Origin of the sequence: Mesorhizobium sp. LNHC229A00, assembly GCF_000502415.1 — a bacterium.
In the GTDB taxonomy this organism is placed as follows: Bacteria; Pseudomonadota; Alphaproteobacteria; order Rhizobiales; family Rhizobiaceae; genus Mesorhizobium.
In genome coordinates, this window is sequence record NZ_AYWQ01000029.1 from 55,602 (window position 1) to 76,503 (window position 20,902).

Below are 20,902 nucleotides of genomic sequence, written 5' to 3' on the forward strand. Positions count from 1 at the left end.
CTCAATGGTCGCGCCGGGTATGAGGCCCGCGCGGCGAACCATCATTTGCCCATTGTCAACCTGTAATGCTTGCTTTTGATGCCTAAGAGGCCCTGCGCCCGGCCAGTTGCCTCGCCTAAAGCTCTTAGAGCATTGAAGAATGTCGCCCCTCCCGTAAAGGGCGCGAGCAACAATAGCACCAAGCCCGTCAGCAGTTTGAAAATTGCAGACACAGGCGCACGGAGCCATTTCGTCGCCGGCCTACGATCGGATTTGTCATTCAAGGAAACAAGGGCGTGGTCGCGCGCTCGTCTTATCTGATACCATGGCGACAACCGTTCGCGAACGATCTGCTCGCGAACGACAGCCTTGTGTGCCCACCCCGTTTTGGCGCCAAGTCGCCATGCATCACGTAAAAACCGCGTATCTTCTCCTCCAGTTAAATTAAAGCGCTCATCGAACCTCAGCTTCTCCTTTCGAACGAAAGGCAGGCTCACAAGCCAGTTGTTCGTTGAGAGGACAATTTGTGACTCTTGGCCGTTGGCTTTCCTTTCGCCGCATGTTTGCTCCACCTGCTGGACGCGGGATGAAAGACCCTTCCAGACGATCCGATTCCAGAAGGTCAATGGATGCGGGTCGACAAATGCCCTGACCGGCCCTCCGACAATGTCATACTGGCCGCGTTGCTGTTCCGCCACGAGTTCGAGAATCCAGCTGGGCGTGACGACCTCATCGTCATCAACGAACGCCAGTCCATCGAAATCCGAATTGGTGGCAAACTCGAGAGCGGCGTTACGCGCGAAAACAATACCCAGACGCGGCTCGACGAGATGGTGAATCTTGATGCCGGTACAGTTTGTCGCAAAACGTTCAGCTGCCTGCCGCAAGACTTCGCCATTGCCATTCTCAACAAGAATTATTGCCAGCTCAAGGTTCGCGTCGGTGTCGAGGCGAGCAACTGAGTCAAGGAGTTCCGAAACCATTTTCGGCCGATCTCGCGAGGCAATGCCGATATAGACGCGCGTCACGGCCCCATCACGCAGTTCGCCGATCATCGTCTTGCCGTCAATGATATCTGAGAGTCGGGACCTGGCTCATAGTGGAAGTGACCCCGGCTGACGGTCCCATAATTCAGGAGTTTGACGGAGAAGTTTTCTGCGAGCTCCTCGACAAGCAAGCCGCTCAACTGAAGTGTCCAACCAGCACCCAGACATCGGTGATGATCAAGTCCAAGCGGCGCATAGGAAGCGCTTGAGAATTTCTTGTCGACAAACCGGTCAGGCTTGAAGACATCCGGATCGAGAAACTTGTTCGCGTCTCGATGCGCTTCCCATATGCAGATTCTGACTCGACTACGCCTCGGAATAAGAAAGCCTTCGAAAATGATCGGCATGATGGCAGTTCGAAGGATAAACTCGCTTTGCTGCATCCGGAGCGTCTCAGATACGGCTGATTTCGCCATCACCTCGCGTCGCCGGGCGTCGGGTTCGTCTGCTATCGCATTCAGGTAGTTCTCCTCGCCTGCCGTTTCGAGGAGTATCCAACGCCACAAACCGTGGAAATCGTAGCGAGCAAATTCAGTCATGTGTATTAAGTTGCCGACAACGGTGTCATCGAGCGTTTGGAATCGTACCATGTACTCGAGCAAGCTCGAAGGCGGGCTTTCCGAACCCTTCAGATCGTCAGCCAAATTAAGCACTAAACCTTTGATACGCTCGTACTTGGCGCGCTCGGTGGGCGTGATGACAATGTGCATGCCATTTGGAGCATAAGCGTTGTATGCGTCTGTGAGTTCACCAGCGATCTTCGACCCGTCTTTGGCACCCAAGATGAGTTGCAGCATCAACGCTGTCGACGCCTGTTTAAGAATTTGGGCTGCCGTCTGGGAACGCAACCGGCCTTCGCCGGTGGTCAGTTCGGTCAGACGACCGTGAAGGATAGCCCTGAATTCCGAGCTGCGACCCTCAATGGAGATGGCTCGAAAAGCAGCCAAAAACATGCGCCGATAATCGACATGGGTAGTTCCCTCCATTGCTCGTAAAAAGCCCTCGGGAAAGATCGGCGTCATGTCGATAGTTGCGGCGCGCAACTTGGCCTTTTTTTCCGTCAGAAACCTCAAGCCAAGTTCATGCCCGACGATGCAGGTCGTCAGCTTTCCAGCCGACCAGGTCGTGAAGATGTCGCCATATTTGCGGTGCAACTCCAGGAGGTGAAATTGGTCACGGGGCGACCCGGTACTCTCTGAAATTATGCTCCCAGGAGCCAGTCGGCTGGAGGTGAACATACCCTGCAGCCGGGCCTGGCCTATCTTGCTGGCAATCTTGAAGCGGTCTAGATGTCTTTTCGCAGCGCCCATTAAGCTCTTTCCCTGGATGTCGGTGCGCGTTCCCTCAATCGGCGACCGACCGTTGGCGTGATCAAACTACCATTTGTAGCACATTAGCTCGAACTCATTTGAGGCAACGGCTTCGATCTTGCGGCGGAGCTCGGTTCCTATGATCGATCGATATGGCTCCCGATTGGTCCGCCACGCACCCTTGGCGCGCGGAAGCGCGATCTCCTCGGCGATACCCAAGGATCTCAACAGGCTTGCAATCTCTTCCGAGAGATTTTCATAGCGCATGATACGGTCAACAAGGGAAACCTTATCGTCGGCATATATGTGCCAGTTCGTCAGATCGCGGTCCGGCAAAGTCTGCAAATACTCATTGATGTCGTCTTTGGAAGGCTGTGACCCCGGAACGATCTCGAGTGATGCGTGGTGATGCCGGTCGTGAAAATATTTGCTGATGGCGCGGTCGAATGGATTTCGAGCGACTGTAAATTTGAGGAATGAATGCCATTCCTGTTCCGGAATCTGCGCCCGAAGCTCAATCGCGGATATATTGTGGTCGAAGCGACGTTTCTGTTTTCCGCGTTCCCATCCGAGCAGCCTTCCCGCCAATCGTCTGTGGAAGGCGTCCCGATTGTTCTGCTCAGGGCGTCCTCCCAAGCTGCGGCGCAGTCGTTCATCGGGGGGCGGCAGATAGGTGATTACATCTTTGGGACCGCAAAATCGCGACAAGACGATTTCGCAACTCGTGCCGCCAGTTTTGATCGTTTTGAAAAAAATGAACCTGCGATGTCGACTGAGTATCAAGCTGCCCGCCCTCTCTTCAATGCCTAAACGAATGGCGACCAAATTTAGTTCATGGGGACGAGCGAATAACGCAGCGGATGCGTCCACCTTCGCTCTGTTGCACTTCAAGGCCGTGTATAAGCCCGCCTGAGCAGGCCTTCAGGCTCAACCTTCGCCTTCAAAGGCAGCTTGCCGCGTGGTAAGTGGCTTGTCCATGCGAATATTAGCGCCGTCTTTTGCGAGGTTGCTTTCCACACCCACCGCCAAGGAGCGAAAACGCATACTTGCATCAATGTCAGCTGGACCGTGCACGTCGAAAACGACTCGGCCTAACCGGTTCATGGACTTGGACACGGCCATCATCTCGGCCATCCGGCGGCTGCCGATGGACAAGGAAGTCACCGTTCACGATATGGCGGCATCTGACGGCATTACGTCTTTAGAACTGTTCGACAGGCTAAGCCATGAGCGACCTGTCAGGCTGACGGCAAGCGATTACTACGATGAGATTGGCGCGGCCCGCAAAGGGATGTTCTGGGTCTTCTACGACAAAGACCAGGTTGTCCTCCAAGTAGCGCTGGGCGCTATTGCATTGAGAAGCAGGCGGGCAAATGAGTTTCTGGCCTGGCTGTTGTCGCCCAGCCTTTCAACGCTGACGCCCGTGTCACTTTTTCATCCTGACGTCATCGAGAGAGCGAAAATTGAGGGCCGCTTCGTGGCCACCAGGGATAATTTCTTTTCGCCGTCGCCTATGCAGTATGATGTCGTGCGCGTGATGAACGCCCTTGGGGAGAGGAACTATCCTCGTGGTCAAATCGAACGCGCGCTCCGTGCCGTTGCAAAGACAGTCGTCGATGGTGGTTTGCTGGTTTTAGGTCGCAGTGCCGATGAACTCGACGGTAGTCCTCAAGCCACGATATTCCAGCGGCGTCAAAATATGTTCAGAGCTGTTTCCGACATGAGAGGCGGTTACGAATTGAGGGATTTCGTGTTGGAGCTGCAGCCTGATGCATAAATTGACAAGGCTGTGTTTCTTGCTTCGTCACTCGGCGATTGCTTGCGACCCGCCTCAGTGCCTTACACCTCAGTTCAACCCAAGGAAGTCCCTGAAGTTCGATTGAATGACAAAGGTATCTGATCAATCTCTGGCCGCCCTAGAAAGGTCGTCTGCGGAACGGCAGTTTTCTGGCTATTTGTTTCAGAACCGGACAATCTGCTGGTGATGCGGTGGACGGCTCCCCTCCCGCCCTGCGGTTGGGCCAGAAGCTGGAGGAGATCTATGATGGGCAACGTTACGACGATTGGTCTGGATATTGCGAAGTCAGTGTTTCAAATCCACGGGTGGATGCGGCGAGTGAGGTTGTCGTTCGCAGGAAGCTGACGCGTGGGCGCGTGATGGCATTCTTCGAGAGCCTGCCACGTTGCCTGGTCGGTATCGAAGCCTGCAGCTCGTCGCATTATTNGTTGGGCCAGAAGCTGGAGGAGATCTATGATGGGCAACGTTACGACGATTGGTCTGGATATTGCGAAGTCAGTGTTTCAAATCCACGGGGTGGATGCGGCGAGTGAGGTTGTCGTTCGCAGGAAGCTGACGCGTGGGCGCGTGCTGGCATTCTTCGAGAGCCTGCCACGTTGCCTGGTCGGTATCGAAGCCTGCAGCTCGTCGCATTATTGGGCGAGAGAACTGACTGCACGTGGCCATGATGTCCGGCTGCTGCCGGCACAGTATGTGAAGCCTTATCTGAAGCGGCAGAAGAATGATGCCGCAGATGCAGAGGCGATCTGCGAGGCGGTCACTCGGCCGACCATGCGCTTCGTGCCTGTGAAATCACCCGAGCAGCAAAGTGTGATGATGCTGCACCGGGTCCGATTGATGCTCAACCGCCAGCGCACGCAGATATCGAACGCGTTGCGGGCACACCTATCCGAGTTCGGGATCGTAGCGCCGATCAGGCGGAATGGGATTGAGCAACTGCTCGTGGTCNAGCCTGCCACGTTGCCTGGTCGGTATCGAAGCCTGCAGCTCGTCGCATTATTGGGCTCGCGAGCTAATCGCACGTGGTCACGATGTGAGGTTACTGCCGGCACAATATGTGAAGCCTTATCTGAAGCGGCGGAAGAATGATGCCGCAGATGCAGAGGCGATCTGCGAGGCGGTCACTCGGCCGACCATGCGCTTCGTGCCTGTGAAATCACCCGAGCAGCAAAGTGTGATGATGCTGCACCGGGTCCGGTTGATGCTCAACCGCCAGCGCACGCAGATATCGAACGCGTTGCGGGCACACCTATCCGAGTTCGGGATCGTAGCGCCGATCGGGCGGAATGGGATTGAGCAACTGCTCGTGGTCGTCAACGACGAGAACGAGACCAGGATACCAGCTGACGCGCGGCTATGCCTTCGCATGCTTGAGGCGCAGCTCAGGGTCGTGAAGAAACAGATCCTCGAAAACGATCGTAGGGTTCGGGCGAATGCGCGTGAGACCGAGCTTGGTCGCAGGTTGATGGAAATCCCAGGCGTCGGCCCGCTGCTGGCAAGTGCATTCGTGGCTACGGTCGCCGATGCGCATGCGTTCAAGTCGGGGCGCTGTCTATCGGCATGGATCGGACTCGTGCCGAAGCAGAACTCGAGCGGGGGAAGGAGAGGCTCGGCAGTATCTCCAAGGCCGGCAATCGCTACTTGCGGCAGTTGCTCGTGGTGGGTGCGATGGCGGTCATCCGCTATGCCGAGCGCAACGGTACCAGGAGGCCANTACTTGCGGCAGTTGCTCGTGGTGGGTGCGATGGCGGTCATCCGCTATGCCGAGCGCAACGGTACCAGGAGGCCACGGCTCGTGCAGTTGATGGCGCGGCGAACAGCCAAGGTTGCGGCGGTTGCGTTGGCCAACAAGACCGCCCGGATGGTCTGGGCACTGATGACGAACGGTGAGCGCTACAGGGAGCCGGTCATCGCATAGAACAAGATAAGGCGAGCGATCGCTGACGAGGTTGGAAAGGGCGGACAGGAGCTAATGCACAAAGCCGGTTGATACCGCCGGATCAGGAAAACCCACTGGGGCCGTGCACCTCGAGTGCGAGCTTACGATCGGGACCTGAGACGCGCGAATGGCATTATGGCCAGCGGCACATGACAGGCCGCACCTACAGGTCGGATACATGGCCGCACCAACCAGCAAAGGCAAAGCTCAAAGAATCCCTTGCCAACGGAGAGCCGTCCATACACGGCCCCAAGGCTGAAGGTCAGCAATGCGCCTTATCTCGGACACCGCGGTGAACCTACGTGCTCCTCGAAAGCGGATATCGCGGTCCACCAAGCGACTTCTTCCGTCCGACTATTCGCCAGGGTCGAACTCACCTTTGAACAAGACTGTCGCGACCGGTCCAATCGGATTGGCGATCCGGCTCTCCAGGACTTCGACAAGTTTGCGTCCGACACCCGCTATGTCCACGAAATGAACGCCGATCTTCGCAGGCAGGAAGCGCGATAGCCGCGTGCTGTCCCGAGTGACAATGTGGATGTCACTCCCTGGCGCGAGACCTCTTCTGCCGAGAGCGTGTAATGCCCCTAGAAGGCCCAGTTCGTTGGCGCATGCCAAGCCCGTCGGCGGATCTGACCAGGCCAGCATGCGATCGAACCAGGCTGCGCTCGATTCCATGGTGAACATTCCATGACCGATCAGCGACTGGTCGATCGGAATACCAGCCTCGGCCATTGCCCTTCCATACCCGGAAAGACGCATGGCACTCGCCTGGTCGCCCGGAACGAGAAGTTGCAGCGCAATGCGTCGGCAGCCCTTGTCCATGAGCCGCCGGGTCGCCTCGTAGGCAATCTGTTCATTGTCGATGTCGACATAAGGATATGCTGAATCCAGGTCAGTTCTCCCGAAGGCGACAAATGGCATGCCTTGATCCAGCAGCAGCTTGACGCGCGGATCGCCCGACACCATGCGCGTGATGATCAGTCCATCTGTGCTGCGCGCCTGAAGCTGCCGCTGCACACTCTCAACGGGATCGTCGTCGGGAGTCGTGGAATAGATGGACAGACTATAACCGGCTTGCCGCGCCGCCAACGTCATGCCTTCGATCAAGGGAAGCTTCAACAGATCGGACAGATGGTCTTGTGTCTCCATCGGGTATATTGCCGTCATCGTCAGCGTGCGGCCAGTTTTGAGCGCGAAGCCATGATGATTTGGCACATAGCCGACCCGCTTCGCCACCTCCTTGACGCGAGCGATGGTCGACGGATGAACCTCCGGCCCATCCTTCAGCGCGCGGGATACCGTGGTTACAGAAAGGGAAAGTTCCGCCGCGATCTGTTTCAGGTTGGTCATGTCGCCCGACCTCATTTGCGAAAGTGCCGGCTGATTTGCTGACTTCCACTACGTGACCGAATTCCACCTCACGGTCAATCCAAGCTCTCGCTAAAGCAGCTTGACTCTCCTGCAATTGGATGCAATCGTAACGTTACGATGGACAAGAATTGGCCATTTTGAGCACGTCTCAACAAATTCTAGGGAGGAGAACCTATGTCTTGGTTACGCATTTCCTTGACGGCATTCGCATTCTCGGCCGCCGTGCCGGTCTATGCCCAATCAGTCACCGTCACGACCGCGGGCGGCGATTATGGCAACGCCATGAAGGAAGCCATGTGGGCCCCCGCTGCAAAAGAGCTTGGCTATGATGTCCGCGAGGAGACCCTCAGCGACGGCCTGGCCGCCCTGAAGATGCAGGTCACCTCGGGTGCGGTCACGACCGACGTCATTCACCTCGGCTCACCGGAGGGCGCGCAGGCCGCGGCACAATCGCTGCTGGAGCCGCTCGACTACAAGATCATCGATCCCAGCTCCGTGCCGGCCGGTGCAAAGTCCGACTACTGCTATCCGTTCGACTCCTATGGCACCGTCTTGTCGTGGAACACCAAGACCTATGGCGAGAACCCGCCGAAGACCTGGGCGGAGTTCTGGGACGTTGCAAAATTCCCGGGCCGTCGCGCCCTCCGCGCCAATGCGCAGGACTCGATCGAGATCGCGCTGCTCTCAGATGGCGTGGCGCCGGCCGACGTCTACTCCGTGCTCAGCACGCCGGAAGGTCTGGAGCGCGCCATCAAGCGGCTTGAAGCGATCAAACCAAATGTCGCGGTGTGGTGGACGTCTGGAGCTCAGTCCGCGCAGTTGCTGAAGGACGGTGAGGCGGATTTGGTCGTCACCTGGAACGGGCGGGCCCAAACTGTGAAAGCGGATGGCGGCGCGGTCGACTACACGTTCAAGGGTTCCGTCATCGGCACGGATTGCCTCGGGGTACCGAAGGGGGCGCCGAACAAGGAAGCGGCCATGAAACTCATCGCGGCGATGACACAGCCCGCACGCGTGGCCAAGCTGACCGATTTCATAGCTTATGGCCCGGTCAATCCTGCTGGCTATGAGGGTGGCCTTATTCCCGAGGACCGTCTGAAGACCCTTGCGACCGCGCCTGAAAATGCCGGCACTTCGCTGTTCTCAAATGCGGACTGGTGGGTCAAGAATGGCGAGGCTGCTCAAAAAACCTTCGATGAGATGATGGCCCGCTGAGTCTCAGCTTTCATGCTGAAGCACATGATGAAGTCGCTCCCGATTACCATCGACAGCGTGCGCAAGACCTACGGATCTTACGTCGCGCTGGACGATGTCTCGCTCGACATTCAGGCTGGNACCATCGACAGCGTGCGCAAGACCTACGGATCTTACGTCGCGCTGGACGATGTCTCGCTCGACATTCAGGCTGGCGAATTCCTCACGCTCTTGGGGCCGTCCGGATCGGGCAAGACCACGCTGCTCATGGCTTTGGCCGGATTTGTCCGGCCCGATTCCGGTAAACTTTTGTTGGACGATCGGGACATTACCCGCCTGGCCCCCAACAAGCGCGACATCGGCATAGTCTTCCAGAACTACGCCCTGTTTCCCCACATGAACGTTCTGGCAAATGTCGAGTATCCGTTGGTGCTGCGCAAGACGCCGAAAGCCGAGGCCCGCCAGAGGGCACTCGACACTTTGGCCCGCGTGAAGCTTGAAGGTTTGGCGGAGCGCAACATTGCCGCATTGTCCGGCGGCCAGCGCCAGCGGGTGGCGTTGGCGCGGGCGATCGTCTTTGAGCCACGCGTGATGCTGATGGACGAGCCGTTGTCGGCGCTCGACAAGAACCTGCGCGAAACCATGCAGTTCGAGATCCGGCGTCTGCACGACGATCTGGGGATCACCACCATCTATGTGACGCATGACCAGCGCGAAGCACTGATCATGTCCGACCGGGTTGCGGTGATGAATTCCGGCCGCATTCAACAGCTCGACACGCCGCAAAGGATCTATGATCGTCCATCGACTCGCTTCGTCGCGGAGTTCATGGGCGAGGCCAACATCGTGGCTCCAGGCTGGGCGCGCAGAATAGACGGCGCCGAAGCGTCACGCGACGCTCTGATGATCCGTGCGGAAAGCTTCCATCTTGATGAGAAGCTCGTCGGGCGAGACGGGGTGGCGCTTGAGGGAACGCTGCGCGCCAAGGCGTTTCGCGGTGAGAACTGGCTTTTGACGCTGGCGCTTGACGGCGGGCAAGAAGTCCTTGTCTGCATTCCGGCGGCGCTGGCCAGTGGCTGCGCCGAACTTGCCACCGGTCAGCGGATGACCGCCTATGCACCGGCAGAGAAAGTTCACGCGATACCGGGAGCCGCAGCGTGACCGTCCTTGCCGATCCTGGGCTGGCGGCAGACGCTCGACGCGAGCGGCGGTTCTTCCTCTCGCTTTCACTGCCCGCACTTTTCATCGTCGGACTGGCGGCGATACTGCCCATCCTCTGGATCCTCCGGCAATCCTTCCTGACCACAGGGGGCGAATACACTGTAGGCAATTACGAGAAGGTGCTGTCGAGCGGACTGACACGGTCGGCGCTCGTCACGACCCTTGATCTGTCCCTCGGCACGCTGGCGATCTGCATTCTTCTCGGTACCCCCCTGGCGCTCGCCCTGGCCAGTGCCAGGCCAAGGGTGGCCAATTTGCTGATGGCCTTCGTCATGCTGCCGTTGTGGACCTCCATTCTGGTGCGCACCTATGGCTGGCTCGTGCTCTTGCGGCGCGATGGCCTGATCAACGCGGCTTTGACCGGCTCAGGCCTGACAGCCGAGCCATTGCCGCTGGTCTACAACTTCGCGGGAACGCTCATCGGCATGGTTCACTACATGCTGCCGCTCTTTCTGCTGCCCGTTTATGCCGCGATGCGCGATATCGACGCAAACCTCGTCCGCGCGTCGGCGAGCATGGGCGCCACGCTCGGGCAAACGATCCGCACGGTCATTCTGCCGCTTTCGGCCGGCGGCATCTTCTCGGGGTCGATCATCGTCTTCATTTACACCATAGGGTTTTTCATCACGCCGGCGGTGCTTGGCGGCGGCAAGGTAAATCCTCTTTCCACCCGCATCGAGCGCACGTTGTCGACCTTCCAGGATTGGGGCTCGGCGAGCGTCCTGGGCATTCTGCTCCTCGTTCTTATGGCGTTGGTAGGGGTGATGTTCCTGGCTGCGCGGCGGCTGATTGCCGGACGCAGAATCGGCACAGCCCATGCTTGAAGCCTATCCAGATAGCAGGCTGGCCCGCATCATCCTGTGGAGCTTTTGCGCGCTCGTAATGGCGTTCCTGATGTTGCCGACGCTGGTCGTCGTTCCGCTCTCCTTTTCGGCGTCCAATCTTCTCGAGTTCCCACCGCGCGCATACTCGTTGCGCTGGTATGAAACTTTCTTCGGTTCGGCGACGTGGATGGCCGCACTCAGGACGAGCCTGATCCTAGGCACATTGACGGCGATGATCGCAGTGCCGCTGGGGCTGCTTGCCTCCATCTCGATAAACAGGCTCGGCGGAAAAGCCGCCCTCACCATTCAGGGCATTCTGCTTACCCCGTCCATCGTGCCGGGCATCCTGCTGGCGATCGGTCTCTTCTTTGTTCTGGCGGCGCAACGTCTGGTCGGAACGCTGTTCGGCGTACTGGTCGGACATGTGGTGCTGGCCATCCCAGTCGCCTGCATTGTGTTGTTGCCCGCTCTGGCCCGCTTTGACTGGAACCAGGTTCAGGCGGCGCGCAGCCTGGGCGCAAACTGGGCGAGAGCCATTGGCGGAATAATTGTCCCGCAACTCCGGATCAGTCTGTTGTCGGCCACGCTGATGGCCTTCCTGACTTCGCTGGACGAGTCTGTGATTTCGATCTTCGTCGCCAGCGGTCAAAACAGCACGCTGCCGAAACTCATGTTCATATCTCTGCGCGATCAGATCGACCCGACCATCGCGGCGATCTCGACCTTGTGGACGGCCATCGTCGTGGTCGCCGTCCTGATCGTGAGCCTTCGCCAAAAATCCTGACCGAGACTGGAAACATGCCTGCAAATCATCACGTGGCCGGTGCTCCGGCGGATCAGTCAACGGACATCCCTCAGGTAGGGTTGGCCATCATCACCGGCTCGGCAAACTGGGGGCTTGCCTTCCCGGAAGATGTTGCATTCGAGGGTGTGCGCACCTTGCGGCGCGACATGAGTTTTGAAACGCCTTTCGGTCGTTCTGACAACTGGAAGCTTCTCGAATTCGATGCGTCGATTACCGTCGAGGGCAAAACCAAACATGCCCTGTGCATGTATTCGCACGGCAATCCCCGAGACCATATCGACCATTCCTGTCATCGCCGCGCGTTCTGGGTCTTGATGAAAGCGGATGTAAGGCAAGTGCTGGCCTGCTCGACTGTTGGCGCCGTCAACAAGGCGATCCAGCCCGGCGACATAGTTGTAAACGCCGATATCATCGAACTGTCGCAGACCCCGTTTTCACTTCTGCCTGGCCGCCAGAGCTTCGACTGCTCGGGCAAGCAGATCGTATGTCCAAGATGTGCGGCATTGTTGGCCGAGACCGCTCGGCGCCATTGGCCAGCCGAATGCCGCGTCCATGGCATCGAGCAGCAGTTGGCCGCTGCCCACTGCTACGGGCCGCGACTGACAACTCCCGCCGAAGCTCTGGCATATCGAAACATGGGAGCGGACGTGCTCAACCACTCGATCGCTCCAGAGGCCACCTTATCGCGCGAGATCGGCGCCTGTTTCGTGCCCTTGGCGTTCGTCACGGCCGGTTTCAACGACTATATGGACCGCGAGCGCCAGAAATTGCTGCAGGAGCACGTGCTGCCGAGCCTCTCTATGACAGCCTCGCGGGTTGCGCTGGAGACCGCGGCACGTCTTCCGGCGAATCCGGAATGCTCTTGCCACGGGTTGAAGTCGCCCCAACCGGCAGAGCGTTCTACACGGTTCTGAAAAGCAGCGCGAGAGTCTGGATCGTTCACTCGCAACGATGCTCGCGCCGAACTGAGAGTCCGCTTTTGAAGGTGCCATGCCCGAAGCGTCGGGCTGCTTCCGTGAAGATCCTATGGGGATGGAAGGCGACCCGCGCTCTGCCAGAGTGAAGTTGCCAAACATCACCTGGAGGTCAGCATGCAAGCCAACACCACCAAGCCCCGGCCGCTATCCGCGTCGATCTTGCCGCAATATTTGTCTCGTTAGAACTATCTCGTTCAAAATGGCTCGTGACTTCGCTTTCGCCAGGTGGGGGCGAGAGAATGTCGAGACACCTGTGTCTGGGGGCGACATTCCGGGTTTGCTCGATCACGTCGCAGAGCTGCAACGAAAGGCGGAAGTGCGGACTGGGCAGAGCTTCCGGGTCATATCAATCCAGGAAGCTGGTCTGGATGGATTCTGGATACACCGGGTCCTCGAACGCGAAGGCATCGAGAGCTATGTCGTCGACCCGGCATCCATTGCCACATCGCGTCGCCGTCGACGGGCCAAGACCGACAGGATCGACGGGGAAGCACTGGTTCGAGCGTTGTTGGCCTACAACCGCGGCGAGCCTCGGGTTTGCGCGATGTTGCGAGTGCCAACGCCGGAGGAGGAAGACCGTCGCCGGTTGGTGCGGGAGCGGAAGGCGCTGACGAACGAGCGGATCAGGCACGTCAACAGGATAAAGGGCCTTTGTTCAGCCAAGGTGCGTCCGGATACGAACCACTGAAAGAAGATCGACGCAAACGCCTCGACGCGCTCATTACCGGAGATGGGCGTCCACTGCCGCCAGCACTCAAGGCGCTGATCAGCCGCGAACTTGATCGCATTGAGTTGCTGATCCAGCAGATCAAGGATGTTGAAGAGGCCCGCGACGCCATGCTCGTCGCGGCAGATGTGCCAACACCGGCCTTGCTGCTCAGCCTCAAAGGAATTGGTCCTGAGTTCGCGGCAGTCCTGTGGTTCGAGGGATTATCGCGCAAGTTCGACAATCGACGACAGGTTGCCGCCTACGCTGGTTTGGTGCCAACGCCCTGGCAAAGTGGGCAGATTAATTGCGAGCAGGGAGTCTCGAAGTCCGGCAATCCCAGGCTCCGGTCGACACTTGTCCAGGTTGCGTGGCTGTGGGTGCGCCATCAACCCAATTCCGCGCTCAGTCAGTGGTTCAGGGCGCGAGTCACCCAAAATGGTGGCCGGTACAAGAAGACGGCGATCATCGCCCTCGCTCGGAAACTGCTTGTTGCGCTGTGGAAATACGTGAACGCCGGCGTCGTCATAGAAGGAGCTCTCCTGACGAAAACGTCAGCGTAGACGCCAATCGACCATAACAATCGCCAGGACCGATCAGGCCTGGCAGATCCTCGGGTAGACGAACCGACGAAACTCATGGCCTCAACCAGCCGCTGCTGAAGAATGGTTTCGTCTCTTGGGTCCGAATCCGCCGCAAGCGGGATCATGGAACAGGTGCATGCGCCCTGACCGAATATAAGGTGGACTGGGTTCGTTCGCGAACCGCGTCACGCAAACGGACTCATCGAATGGATCTACGGATTGCTCGGAGGCACATGACAATGTCGACGTGATGCCGTTTGTAGTTGACCATCCCCATATAAGAGTTTCGGGCGCCGGCAGGCGTACGAAAGTCCCCGAGGAAGGAACGCGCGGGCCGCAGGCGATGGTTATGGGGATTTCGATTTGCGGCTGGTGTCGGCGATGGCGCGACCGCCGCTTGGAAGCGGCGGGTTTGGTGCGGACGGACCGTTTCGCCTTTCGGCCACGCGGTGTTGTCGGCTGGTCGCGCGGGCGGTCGCGACCCGTTCGGCGTCGGTGATCACCATGGACACGCGTGGGTCCGTTGACGGAGGCTGAGTGCCTGCGGCTGAAGGCTGGAGCATGCCATGCCGGGTCATGGAGAGTTCTCCCGGTTCGTCGCCGTGGAGTCGGGCGGTCCGCGCGGCTGTCTCCACCGTTCGAACGTCTCGATGATGATCATGCTTCCGCCGCAGCACCGGCATGGCGGACGGAAGTCAGTCGGTTCTACCGAGTTGTCGTCCTCCGACTGCGCAGCGACGTTCAGCAGTTCGCGGGCGCGTGCGAGGCTGGTCTTGCGAGCGGAGCCGGCGAGCAGGCCGTAGTGCCGGATGCGGTGGAAGCCACGTGGCAGGATGTGGAGCAGGAATCGGCGGATAAACTCGTCGGTGGCGAGCGTCATGACCTGATGCCGATCGGTGGCGTCACAACGATAGTCCTTGTAGCGGAACGTGACCCCTGCCTCATCGAACCGGATAAGGCGGCGGTTCGAGATCGCAACCCGGTGGGTATAGCGGGACAGATAGGCGAGCACTGCCTCCGGTCCGGCGAACGGCGCCTTGGCGTACACCACCTAGCGCTTCTTGCGGACCGGCGACAGGTGCCGCACGAATGCCTGCCGCGCGGCCAGGTGCGCCATCGATCCGAAGAAGGCGAGCCGTCCTGCGTCGTGCAGCGCGACCAGCCGGGTGAGGAAGAGCCGTCGGAACAGCTTGCCGAGTACGCGCACCGGAAGGAGGAAGGCCGACCGAGAAGATATCCAGCGGCTTCCATCCGGCGCGATGCCGCCCGCCCGGCACGATCATGTGCAGGTGCGGATAGTGCGTCATCGCCGATCCCCAGGTGTGGAGCACCGCGGTGATGCCGATGCGCGCGCCGAGGTGTCTTGGGTCGGCGGCGATGGTCAGCATCGTCTCCGCTGCCGCCTTGAACAGCAGGTCGTAGATGAGCGCCTTGTTCTGGGACGCGATGTCGGCGGCCTCGGCGGGCAGCGTGAACACGACATGGAAGTAGCCGACCGGCAGCAGGTCGGCCTCGCGCTCGGCCAACCACGTCCGTGCGGCCGCGCCCTGGCACTTCGGGCAGTGCCGGTTGCGGCAGGAGTTGTAGGCGATCCGCCATTGGCCGCAGTCCTCGCAAGCCTCGACGTGACCGCCAAGGGCTGCGGTGCGGCAATACTCGATCGCCGACATGAGCTTGAGCTGGGCGAGGCTCAGGTGACCTGCATGGGCGGCCCGATAGGGTGGCCCGGCAGCACGGAAGATGTCGGCGACCTCGATCGAGGCGCGCACGGCTCAGATGTCGGGCGAGACCTCTCCGGGCTTGAACAGGCCGAGTTTGTCGAGCGGGCTCGTCACCGTGCGCACCGTTCGGGTCGCCACCTTCGCGTAAAGGGCGGTATTGTTGAGCTTGGCATGCCCGAGCAGGACCTGGATGATGATGCGGATGTCGGTGCCGTCCTCCAGAAGGTGGGTGGCGAAGCTGTGGCGCAGCGTGTGCGGCCCCACCCGCTTGGTGATGTCGGCGGCCTGGGCCGCCTCGACGACGATGCGATAGAGCTGCCTCGTGCTGATCGGCTTCATCGCGTGCTGTCCGGGGAACAGCCAGCCGTCGCGGTGCATTACGCCCTGCTGACGTCCGACCTTCCACCACTCACGCAGAAGCGTGAGCAGGTCCGCCGAGAGCATGGCGTTGCGCTAGCGCCCGCCCTTGCCACGCTCGACGCGCAGCAGCATGCGCTCGCTGTCGACGTCGGCAACCTTCAGCATCGACACCTCGGCGACACGCAGGCCCGCGCCATAGGCGACCGAGAGCGCGGCCTGGTGCTTGAGACACGTGGTGGCGTTGAGCAGCCGGGCGACCTCGTCGCGACTGAGCACCACGGGCAGGTTACGCGGATGCGCCAGCCGGACAAGCCGGCGCGCCAGGTCCGGGCGGTCGAGCGTGTGGGTGAAGAAGAAGCGCAGCGCCGACACGATGCTGTTCATCGTTGGCACGGGAACGCCGTCGTCCTGCTGCTCGATCTGGAACCGGCGCAGGTCGTCGGCGGTCGCTGTGTGTGGTGAACGCCCGAGGAATGTGGCCAGGCGTCCGATATCGCGGAGATAGTTGCGCTGTGTCTCGCGTGAGAAACGCCGCATGTTCATGTCGTCGATCAGCCGCTGGCGCAGCGGGCTCACGGGTGCTCGAGAACGGGATGGTGCATGGTCAGGCTCCTTGTTGAAGAAGCCCGCCATGCTCTGCTCCAGCCGAACGACGCTCAACGCGAGCGCGACGACCGGTTCTTGATCTCTACCTCAACCGCAGGCACCCCTCCCTTGCAGCGGGTCGTCTAATCGCTCAACCGTCAAGGGGGTGAGTGCAATGCTGTCGTCCTCTTTTTTCCGATGCTCGTTCGTATGCCGGGTACAGGGTCGTCTACGCGGTCGATGCAAAGATCGCCGCAGGATGAGTTTCGCAGGTGAGATCTTCCTATGTTCGTTACGCAATCTGCTAAACGAGGCAGTTGCTTCCCGCTTCGCGGAATGATCTCAGCCACGTCCCGGCAGGGACGGCTCGGTGCGTCCAAGAACGCTATCGGTTGAATGGCCTGAAGAAATCGTCGCAGGCGAGCGTCTGCAGGATCAGGCAGCGGCGGGCGTTCCTCCGTGCGGATCGACCAGCTCGCCCGTCCGGAGCATCGCATGCATGATCACTGCCAGCTTGCGCGCCAGGGCCACGGCCGCTCGCTTGAAGCCGAGCCGTTCTTTCAGCTCCAACGCCCAGGTTCGCAGGGTGCTGGTATCCGTCGACCGGTTCAGGATGACCGCGGCCGCCTCGTATAGCAGTCCGCGCAACTGATTGTCGCCACGGCGCGAGATATGGCCGTCATTATCGACCTCGCCGGACTGGTAGCGTCTCGGCGTCAGACCCACCCATGCGCCCACAGCGCGCGAGTTTCTGAAGTTCGCCGGATCCTCCACGGCTGCGGCAAACGCGGTGGCGGTGACGGTGCCTACACCGGGCACTGACATGAGCAGACGGCAATGCCGGTCCTCACGCGCCATCGCGGCCAGCTGCTTGCTCAGCTCTGCTATTTGGTGTCGGATATTGCTCTATGCCTGAAGCATTGGCGCAACGATGCGTGCCAGCTTGTCTTCGCCCTGCAGAAGGTCGCGAACGTTGCGCTCGAACACGCTGCCGGCGCCCTTGGGCACGACGAGGCCGAACGTCTTCATCAACCCACGGATCTGGTTGGATATCTGCAGACGCATCTTAAGCAGCTGGCGCCGCGCGGTGATCAGCGTGCGGATCAGCATGCTGTCGAAACCTTTGACGCGAACCTCTCGGTAGAAGCCGACCTCGGCCAGATGTGCCAGGCCATCGGCATCGTTCGCATCGGTCTTGTTCGCGGCCATGTCGAGCGCTGCCTTGGCATGCCGCGCGTCGATGCAGATCACCGGCAGCCCCTCTGCCGTCAGCGCGTGGTAGAACCACACCGACAGCGGCCCCGTCTCGAACACGATCCGCCGGACATACGGTGCGCGCTTGCGGATCACCGCCGCGAGCAGTTGCGGGTCGGACGCGCACTTGCCCCGCCAAATCCTCTTGCCGTCCTGCCGGATCGATATTGCCGTCTCTTTCATGGACACGTCGAGACCGATATACTGTCCCATGGCTGTCCTCCGTTCGATGCCTGGGCCCGGTGTCGATCGTGAGCCCGTTCTTCATCCTATCGGGGGACAGCCAGCCGGCTAGAGGTTCGAACATCGCCGCCACGTCTCAGGTGGACACCGCTCCCGCGATTACGTAATGTTCGTTCTTCGGCCCCAAACCTGCCAGTCCGCAATGCGCCTATATCGGCCGTTGAGGTGATCTCTGAAGCCGCCTGAAAGCAGACAATTCGCGGACCATGCTGCAGATCGCGGTTGCGTCAGTTCCTGGACATCCAAGTGATCCTTTTGCCGGCGGGGCATTCGCGTGGCAGCTAGTGCACTGCCCCCCGGCTGCCTCGAACGGAAAGGCTCTTTGGCCTCAGTCAAACTACTTGGGTCGCCAAACCGAGAGGCGCACCGGGAGACGTGTCGACGCTGATCAGTTGATCCCGAACGCTGGGATGTCTAAGCCTGCGAACCGGTTTTCGCGCTCGATGCGGCGTCCGGCACCGCTTGTCTGAAGGTTGGCCGGAAGGACAGCGGCCAGCTGGCCGGGTGTTGGCTTGTACCGGCTGATGATCTCGACGTTTCGTGACAAGTCGAACTCGATCGCCGAGCGCCGATAGAAGCCGCGTTCTATCCTAGCTTTGATGTCCATCATCATGTCGAATGTCGTCAAATCTGATTGCTTCTCCGCAACGCGAGACCGGTCGCCTTCGAACTGCAGATAAAATTCAGGGCTACTGCCAAAGAAGACGTGCAACGCCGTCGCCAGATCGCAGTCTTCGCGCCGGGTGATCCAGAGCAGCGGCGCAAGGCCGTAATCCCAATTCCAGTTCAGCGCCGCCGCATGGCGTTGATCGGGATCGGCTTGGCGCAGCCAATTGGCATAGCGCACGAATTCGCTTGGCGAGTAGTCGTCCCATGGCTGGCAATGTTTAGCCCAGGTCAGGAGCATGGTGTCGTCGTCGGCGCTTATATGTTTCCAGGCGCTGGCCAGTTCGCGTCGCTTTTGTTCCTTCTCCGACCGCTCCTTCCAAAACGCCTGCCGGGCGTCGATGATCCTCGAATGACCGAGTTGGCAGATGGTCAGTTGCTCGAGCGAGTCTTTCCTGAACATCAACATGATTTCAAACCCCTCATCCGTGTTGCCGGTGAGATACCTGACATCGGGATGGGTGATCTCCATCGTGGCAAGTCCGAGTCTGGCGATCTCGCTGTCGGCGTCCGATCGAGCCATCCCGATTGCGAAGCCATAGAGGCTGATGGAACCCGGAAAGGGGGATCTGAAGTCGATCTTTTCCACGATGTGGTCGCTGGCGATTCCGCTGGGATCGTTGTTGGCGCTTGGCCCGAACCCGAACTGCACGCCGAATTTTCCGCCACGGCTGTGTTCGGACCACTTCTCGCGTGGAAATGTCTCCTCGATCCGAGCTTGCGTCATTAGTGGGCGAAGCTGAACAATCTTGCTGATATAGTCATCCATGCTGGCGTAGATTGCCTCTAACGAGACCTTGGGACAACCGCCCGTATGCTTTTTTGGACACGGGCAATCAAACCGTCGTCACCTGCCGTCGCGCCCATCGTCCTCAGCCGTCAGCCGATCGAGTTCGGCAAACAACCGCTCTTCCCAAGCTGTCGGCTCCGTCGCCGACTCCCAGAGTCGCAACACAGAATAGTGCCCGAACCGAAAACAGCGGGCCGACCAGCGCCCGCGGGAGACACCCTCGCTTCAATGGCTCTCGAAGGTGAGCACGGTGTTCTCGAAGCGCCGCGCCGCTAGGTCGGCCGGGCGGATCCAGTATTGCGCCGCGCCGGCGTCGCCCATGTGCCAGTCGAGCGCATTGTCCCAGCGAAGCTGGAGCAGAAGGATGTGCTCGGGCGCCATCAACTCGGCCGCGTCCTGAATGGCGACGCCGCGGCCCAGCATCTGGTGCTGTGCGTATGAGCCGTTCTTGCTGAAGTCTGGATCGCGCAGCACGCTGTGCCGGTAGCGGAGCGCCTCGACGACAGCGTCGGGCATCTGCGCGATCCCGTCCGGATCGGCGAGCGCGCTTTCGGCGCCTTCGACCGCCGCCCTCGCGATCCACTCGTTCAGCACCATAGGCAGGCGCTTGTGCATATAGTGGCGCTCGAGCACACCTTCCGGCAGCGCGCCGGCGCGCAATTCCTCGAGTAGCGCAAGGAGCTCGGTCCGTTGGTTCTCGTCGAGGGCCTTGCCACGCTGGGCCTCTCCNGTTCGAGCAGGGCGGAGAGCCGAGACCGCTCCGGGTCCTCGGACCTCGCCGGCAGGGTGTCGAGCCGCGCCTTGATCCCGATGGTCTCCTCCTTGATGTATGACTTCAGGTAACCCAGCAGGACCTCGGCGGTCCGGCGGTTAGTCGGAAACCCCTCGAACGGGATCCAGAGCCGGTCCGTGGGCTTGCCGTGCGCGGAGAGCGCGTCGTTCCAGGAGACTGGCGCGCCATGAAACGCGACGAGCTGCTGGCCGCGGCGCTGCTTGGCGACCTCCCATGGGAAGCCGTCGCCGGCATCCGGGTCGCCTTCCTCCACCTCGGCGACGTCCTCCAACCAGCCGAGCTCGATCTCGATGCGCGGATAGAAGCGTGGATAGACCTTCTCCGGCTTGTCGTGCCAGGTCAGCCAGGGATATCGGTAGCGAGCGTTCTCGGCGCCGTCGATCGGCTCCAGAAATCCGGGATTGTGCTGAGGACCCCAGTCCTTGCGGGCCTTGCCTTCGACATAGCGGACGACGAAGTGGCTCGCATCGCCGTCGAAATTGCCCGACATCGGCGCGAAGAAATAAAGATAGCCGTGCGCGGGAAGCAGCGAGCGTGCCGGCCCGTCGGGCAGCGCGCCAAGGTCGACTTGGCCCATGAAGGTTAGCGGCTCGAGCAGCCCCTTGCGGTTGTGGATCATCGGCCAGTCCAGATCGTCGGGCGCCAGCGGCACGCCGCCGAAAAAGCTCATCGTGCGCTGCGGGTGGCGCGGTGGGAAGACGTGGCGGATGGCAAGGCAGGCCCGCGAGGCGAG

14 protein-coding genes and 7 pseudogenes are annotated in these 20,902 nt (G+C 60.1%); 10 read left to right on the top strand and 11 right to left on the bottom strand.

The genetic code is table 11. The features are described from left to right. Window positions 1-41: 41 nt before the first annotated feature. From X742_RS1000000171775 to X742_RS1000000174420, 4 genes are all read right to left on the bottom strand, one after another. On the bottom strand, window positions 42-1,034 hold the full coding sequence (locus X742_RS1000000171775; RefSeq protein ID WP_051407793.1) for a glycosyltransferase family 2 protein: 993 nt from the start codon (window positions 1,032-1,034) through the stop codon (window positions 42-44). Further along, a complete protein-coding gene (locus X742_RS141865) occupies window positions 1,031-2,335 on the bottom strand; it encodes a cytochrome P450 (protein ID WP_023775227.1) in 1,305 nt (434 codons plus the stop codon). The genes X742_RS1000000171775 and X742_RS141865 overlap by 4 nt, the downstream gene beginning before the upstream one ends. A gap of 66 nt (window positions 2,336-2,401) precedes the next feature. Continuing rightward, on the bottom strand, window positions 2,402-3,160 hold the full coding sequence (locus X742_RS1000000173360) for a sulfotransferase family 2 domain-containing protein (protein ID WP_198019267.1): 759 nt from the start codon (window positions 3,158-3,160) through the stop codon (window positions 2,402-2,404). 102 nt (window positions 3,161-3,262) lie between these two features. Beyond that, complete coding sequence (locus tag X742_RS1000000174420; RefSeq protein ID WP_156939475.1) at window positions 3,263-3,490, bottom strand: hypothetical protein; 228 nt, start codon at window positions 3,488-3,490, stop codon at window positions 3,263-3,265. Between X742_RS1000000174420 and X742_RS141855 the strand changes: the two genes are divergently transcribed. The 4 genes and pseudogenes from X742_RS141855 (at window position 3,483) to X742_RS0138850 (ending at window position 6,023) form a co-directional block, all read left to right on the top strand. Next, the gene (locus X742_RS141855) at window positions 3,483-4,112 is read left to right on the top strand and encodes a hypothetical protein (RefSeq protein WP_023775230.1); all 630 of its coding nucleotides are present in this window, start codon (window positions 3,483-3,485) and stop codon (window positions 4,110-4,112) included. The two genes, X742_RS1000000174420 and X742_RS141855, sit on opposite strands and share 8 nt — an antisense overlap. A 264-nt stretch (window positions 4,113-4,376) precedes the next feature. Next, window positions 4,377-4,558, top strand: a pseudogene (locus tag X742_RS1000000176215) (IS110 family transposase); the annotation flags it as partial. 28 nt (window positions 4,559-4,586) lie between these two features. Further along, window positions 4,587-5,075: pseudogene (locus X742_RS0138845) on the top strand (IS110 family transposase); the annotation flags it as partial. Further along, window positions 5,056-6,023: pseudogene (locus tag X742_RS0138850) on the top strand (IS110 family transposase). The pseudogenes X742_RS0138845 and X742_RS0138850, both read left to right, overlap by 20 nt. Window positions 6,024-6,426: 403 nt before the next feature. On the opposite strand, the gene X742_RS141850 reads toward X742_RS0138850, so the two are convergent. Beyond that, on the bottom strand, window positions 6,427-7,425 hold the full coding sequence (locus tag X742_RS141850; protein WP_031248653.1) for a LacI family DNA-binding transcriptional regulator: 999 nt from the start codon (window positions 7,423-7,425) through the stop codon (window positions 6,427-6,429). A 195-nt stretch (window positions 7,426-7,620) separates the two neighbouring features. Here X742_RS141850 and X742_RS141845 point away from each other — a divergent pair, with 195 nt between their 5' ends. From X742_RS141845 to X742_RS01000000170920, 6 genes and pseudogenes are all read left to right on the top strand, one after another. Beyond that, window positions 7,621-8,661: an ABC transporter substrate-binding protein gene (locus tag X742_RS141845; protein WP_031248654.1), complete on the top strand. Its 1,041-nt coding sequence runs from the start codon at window positions 7,621-7,623 to the stop codon at window positions 8,659-8,661. Between the two features lie 27 nt (window positions 8,662-8,688). Beyond that, entirely contained in the window at window positions 8,689-9,801 is a 1,113-nt protein-coding gene (locus X742_RS141840; protein ID WP_245275647.1) for an ABC transporter ATP-binding protein, read from the top strand. Continuing rightward, complete coding sequence (locus tag X742_RS141835; protein ID WP_023775236.1) at window positions 9,798-10,685, top strand: ABC transporter permease; 888 nt, start codon at window positions 9,798-9,800, stop codon at window positions 10,683-10,685. The genes X742_RS141840 and X742_RS141835 overlap by 4 nt, the downstream gene beginning before the upstream one ends. Beyond that, window positions 10,678-11,469, top strand: a complete 792-nt coding sequence (locus X742_RS141830; protein WP_023775237.1) for an ABC transporter permease — start codon at window positions 10,678-10,680, stop codon at window positions 11,467-11,469. The genes X742_RS141835 and X742_RS141830 overlap by 8 nt, the downstream gene beginning before the upstream one ends. A 14-nt stretch (window positions 11,470-11,483) precedes the next feature. Next, a complete protein-coding gene (locus X742_RS141825; protein WP_031248656.1) occupies window positions 11,484-12,404 on the top strand; it encodes a 5'-methylthioadenosine phosphorylase in 921 nt (306 codons plus the stop codon). A 209-nt stretch (window positions 12,405-12,613) separates the two neighbouring features. Beyond that, a pseudogene (locus X742_RS01000000170920) lies at window positions 12,614-13,736 on the top strand (IS110 family transposase). Between the two features lie 595 nt (window positions 13,737-14,331). On the opposite strand, the pseudogene X742_RS01000000170925 reads toward X742_RS01000000170920, so the two are convergent. The 6 genes and pseudogenes from X742_RS01000000170925 to X742_RS0138885 all read right to left on the bottom strand — a co-directional run. Beyond that, window positions 14,332-15,526 (bottom strand): annotated as a pseudogene (locus X742_RS01000000170925) (IS91 family transposase). Between the two features lie 3 nt (window positions 15,527-15,529). After that, window positions 15,530-16,440 (bottom strand): annotated as a pseudogene (locus X742_RS01000000170930) (tyrosine-type recombinase/integrase). A gap of 418 nt (window positions 16,441-16,858) precedes the next feature. Further along, window positions 16,859-17,890 (bottom strand): annotated as a pseudogene (locus X742_RS01000000170935) (IS110 family transposase). 418 nt (window positions 17,891-18,308) lie between these two features. Beyond that, entirely contained in the window at window positions 18,309-19,355 is a 1,047-nt protein-coding gene (locus tag X742_RS141820) for a DUF4274 domain-containing protein (RefSeq protein WP_031248659.1), read from the bottom strand. A gap of 246 nt (window positions 19,356-19,601) precedes the next feature. Further along, the gene (locus X742_RS141815) at window positions 19,602-19,973 is read right to left on the bottom strand and encodes a DUF1963 domain-containing protein (protein WP_023775248.1); all 372 of its coding nucleotides are present in this window, start codon (window positions 19,971-19,973) and stop codon (window positions 19,602-19,604) included. Continuing rightward, window positions 19,964-20,902: DUF1963 domain-containing protein (locus X742_RS0138885; RefSeq protein WP_210164352.1), on the bottom strand; the 939-nt coding region annotated here is incomplete at its 5' end. The genes X742_RS0138885 and X742_RS141815, both read right to left, overlap by 10 nt.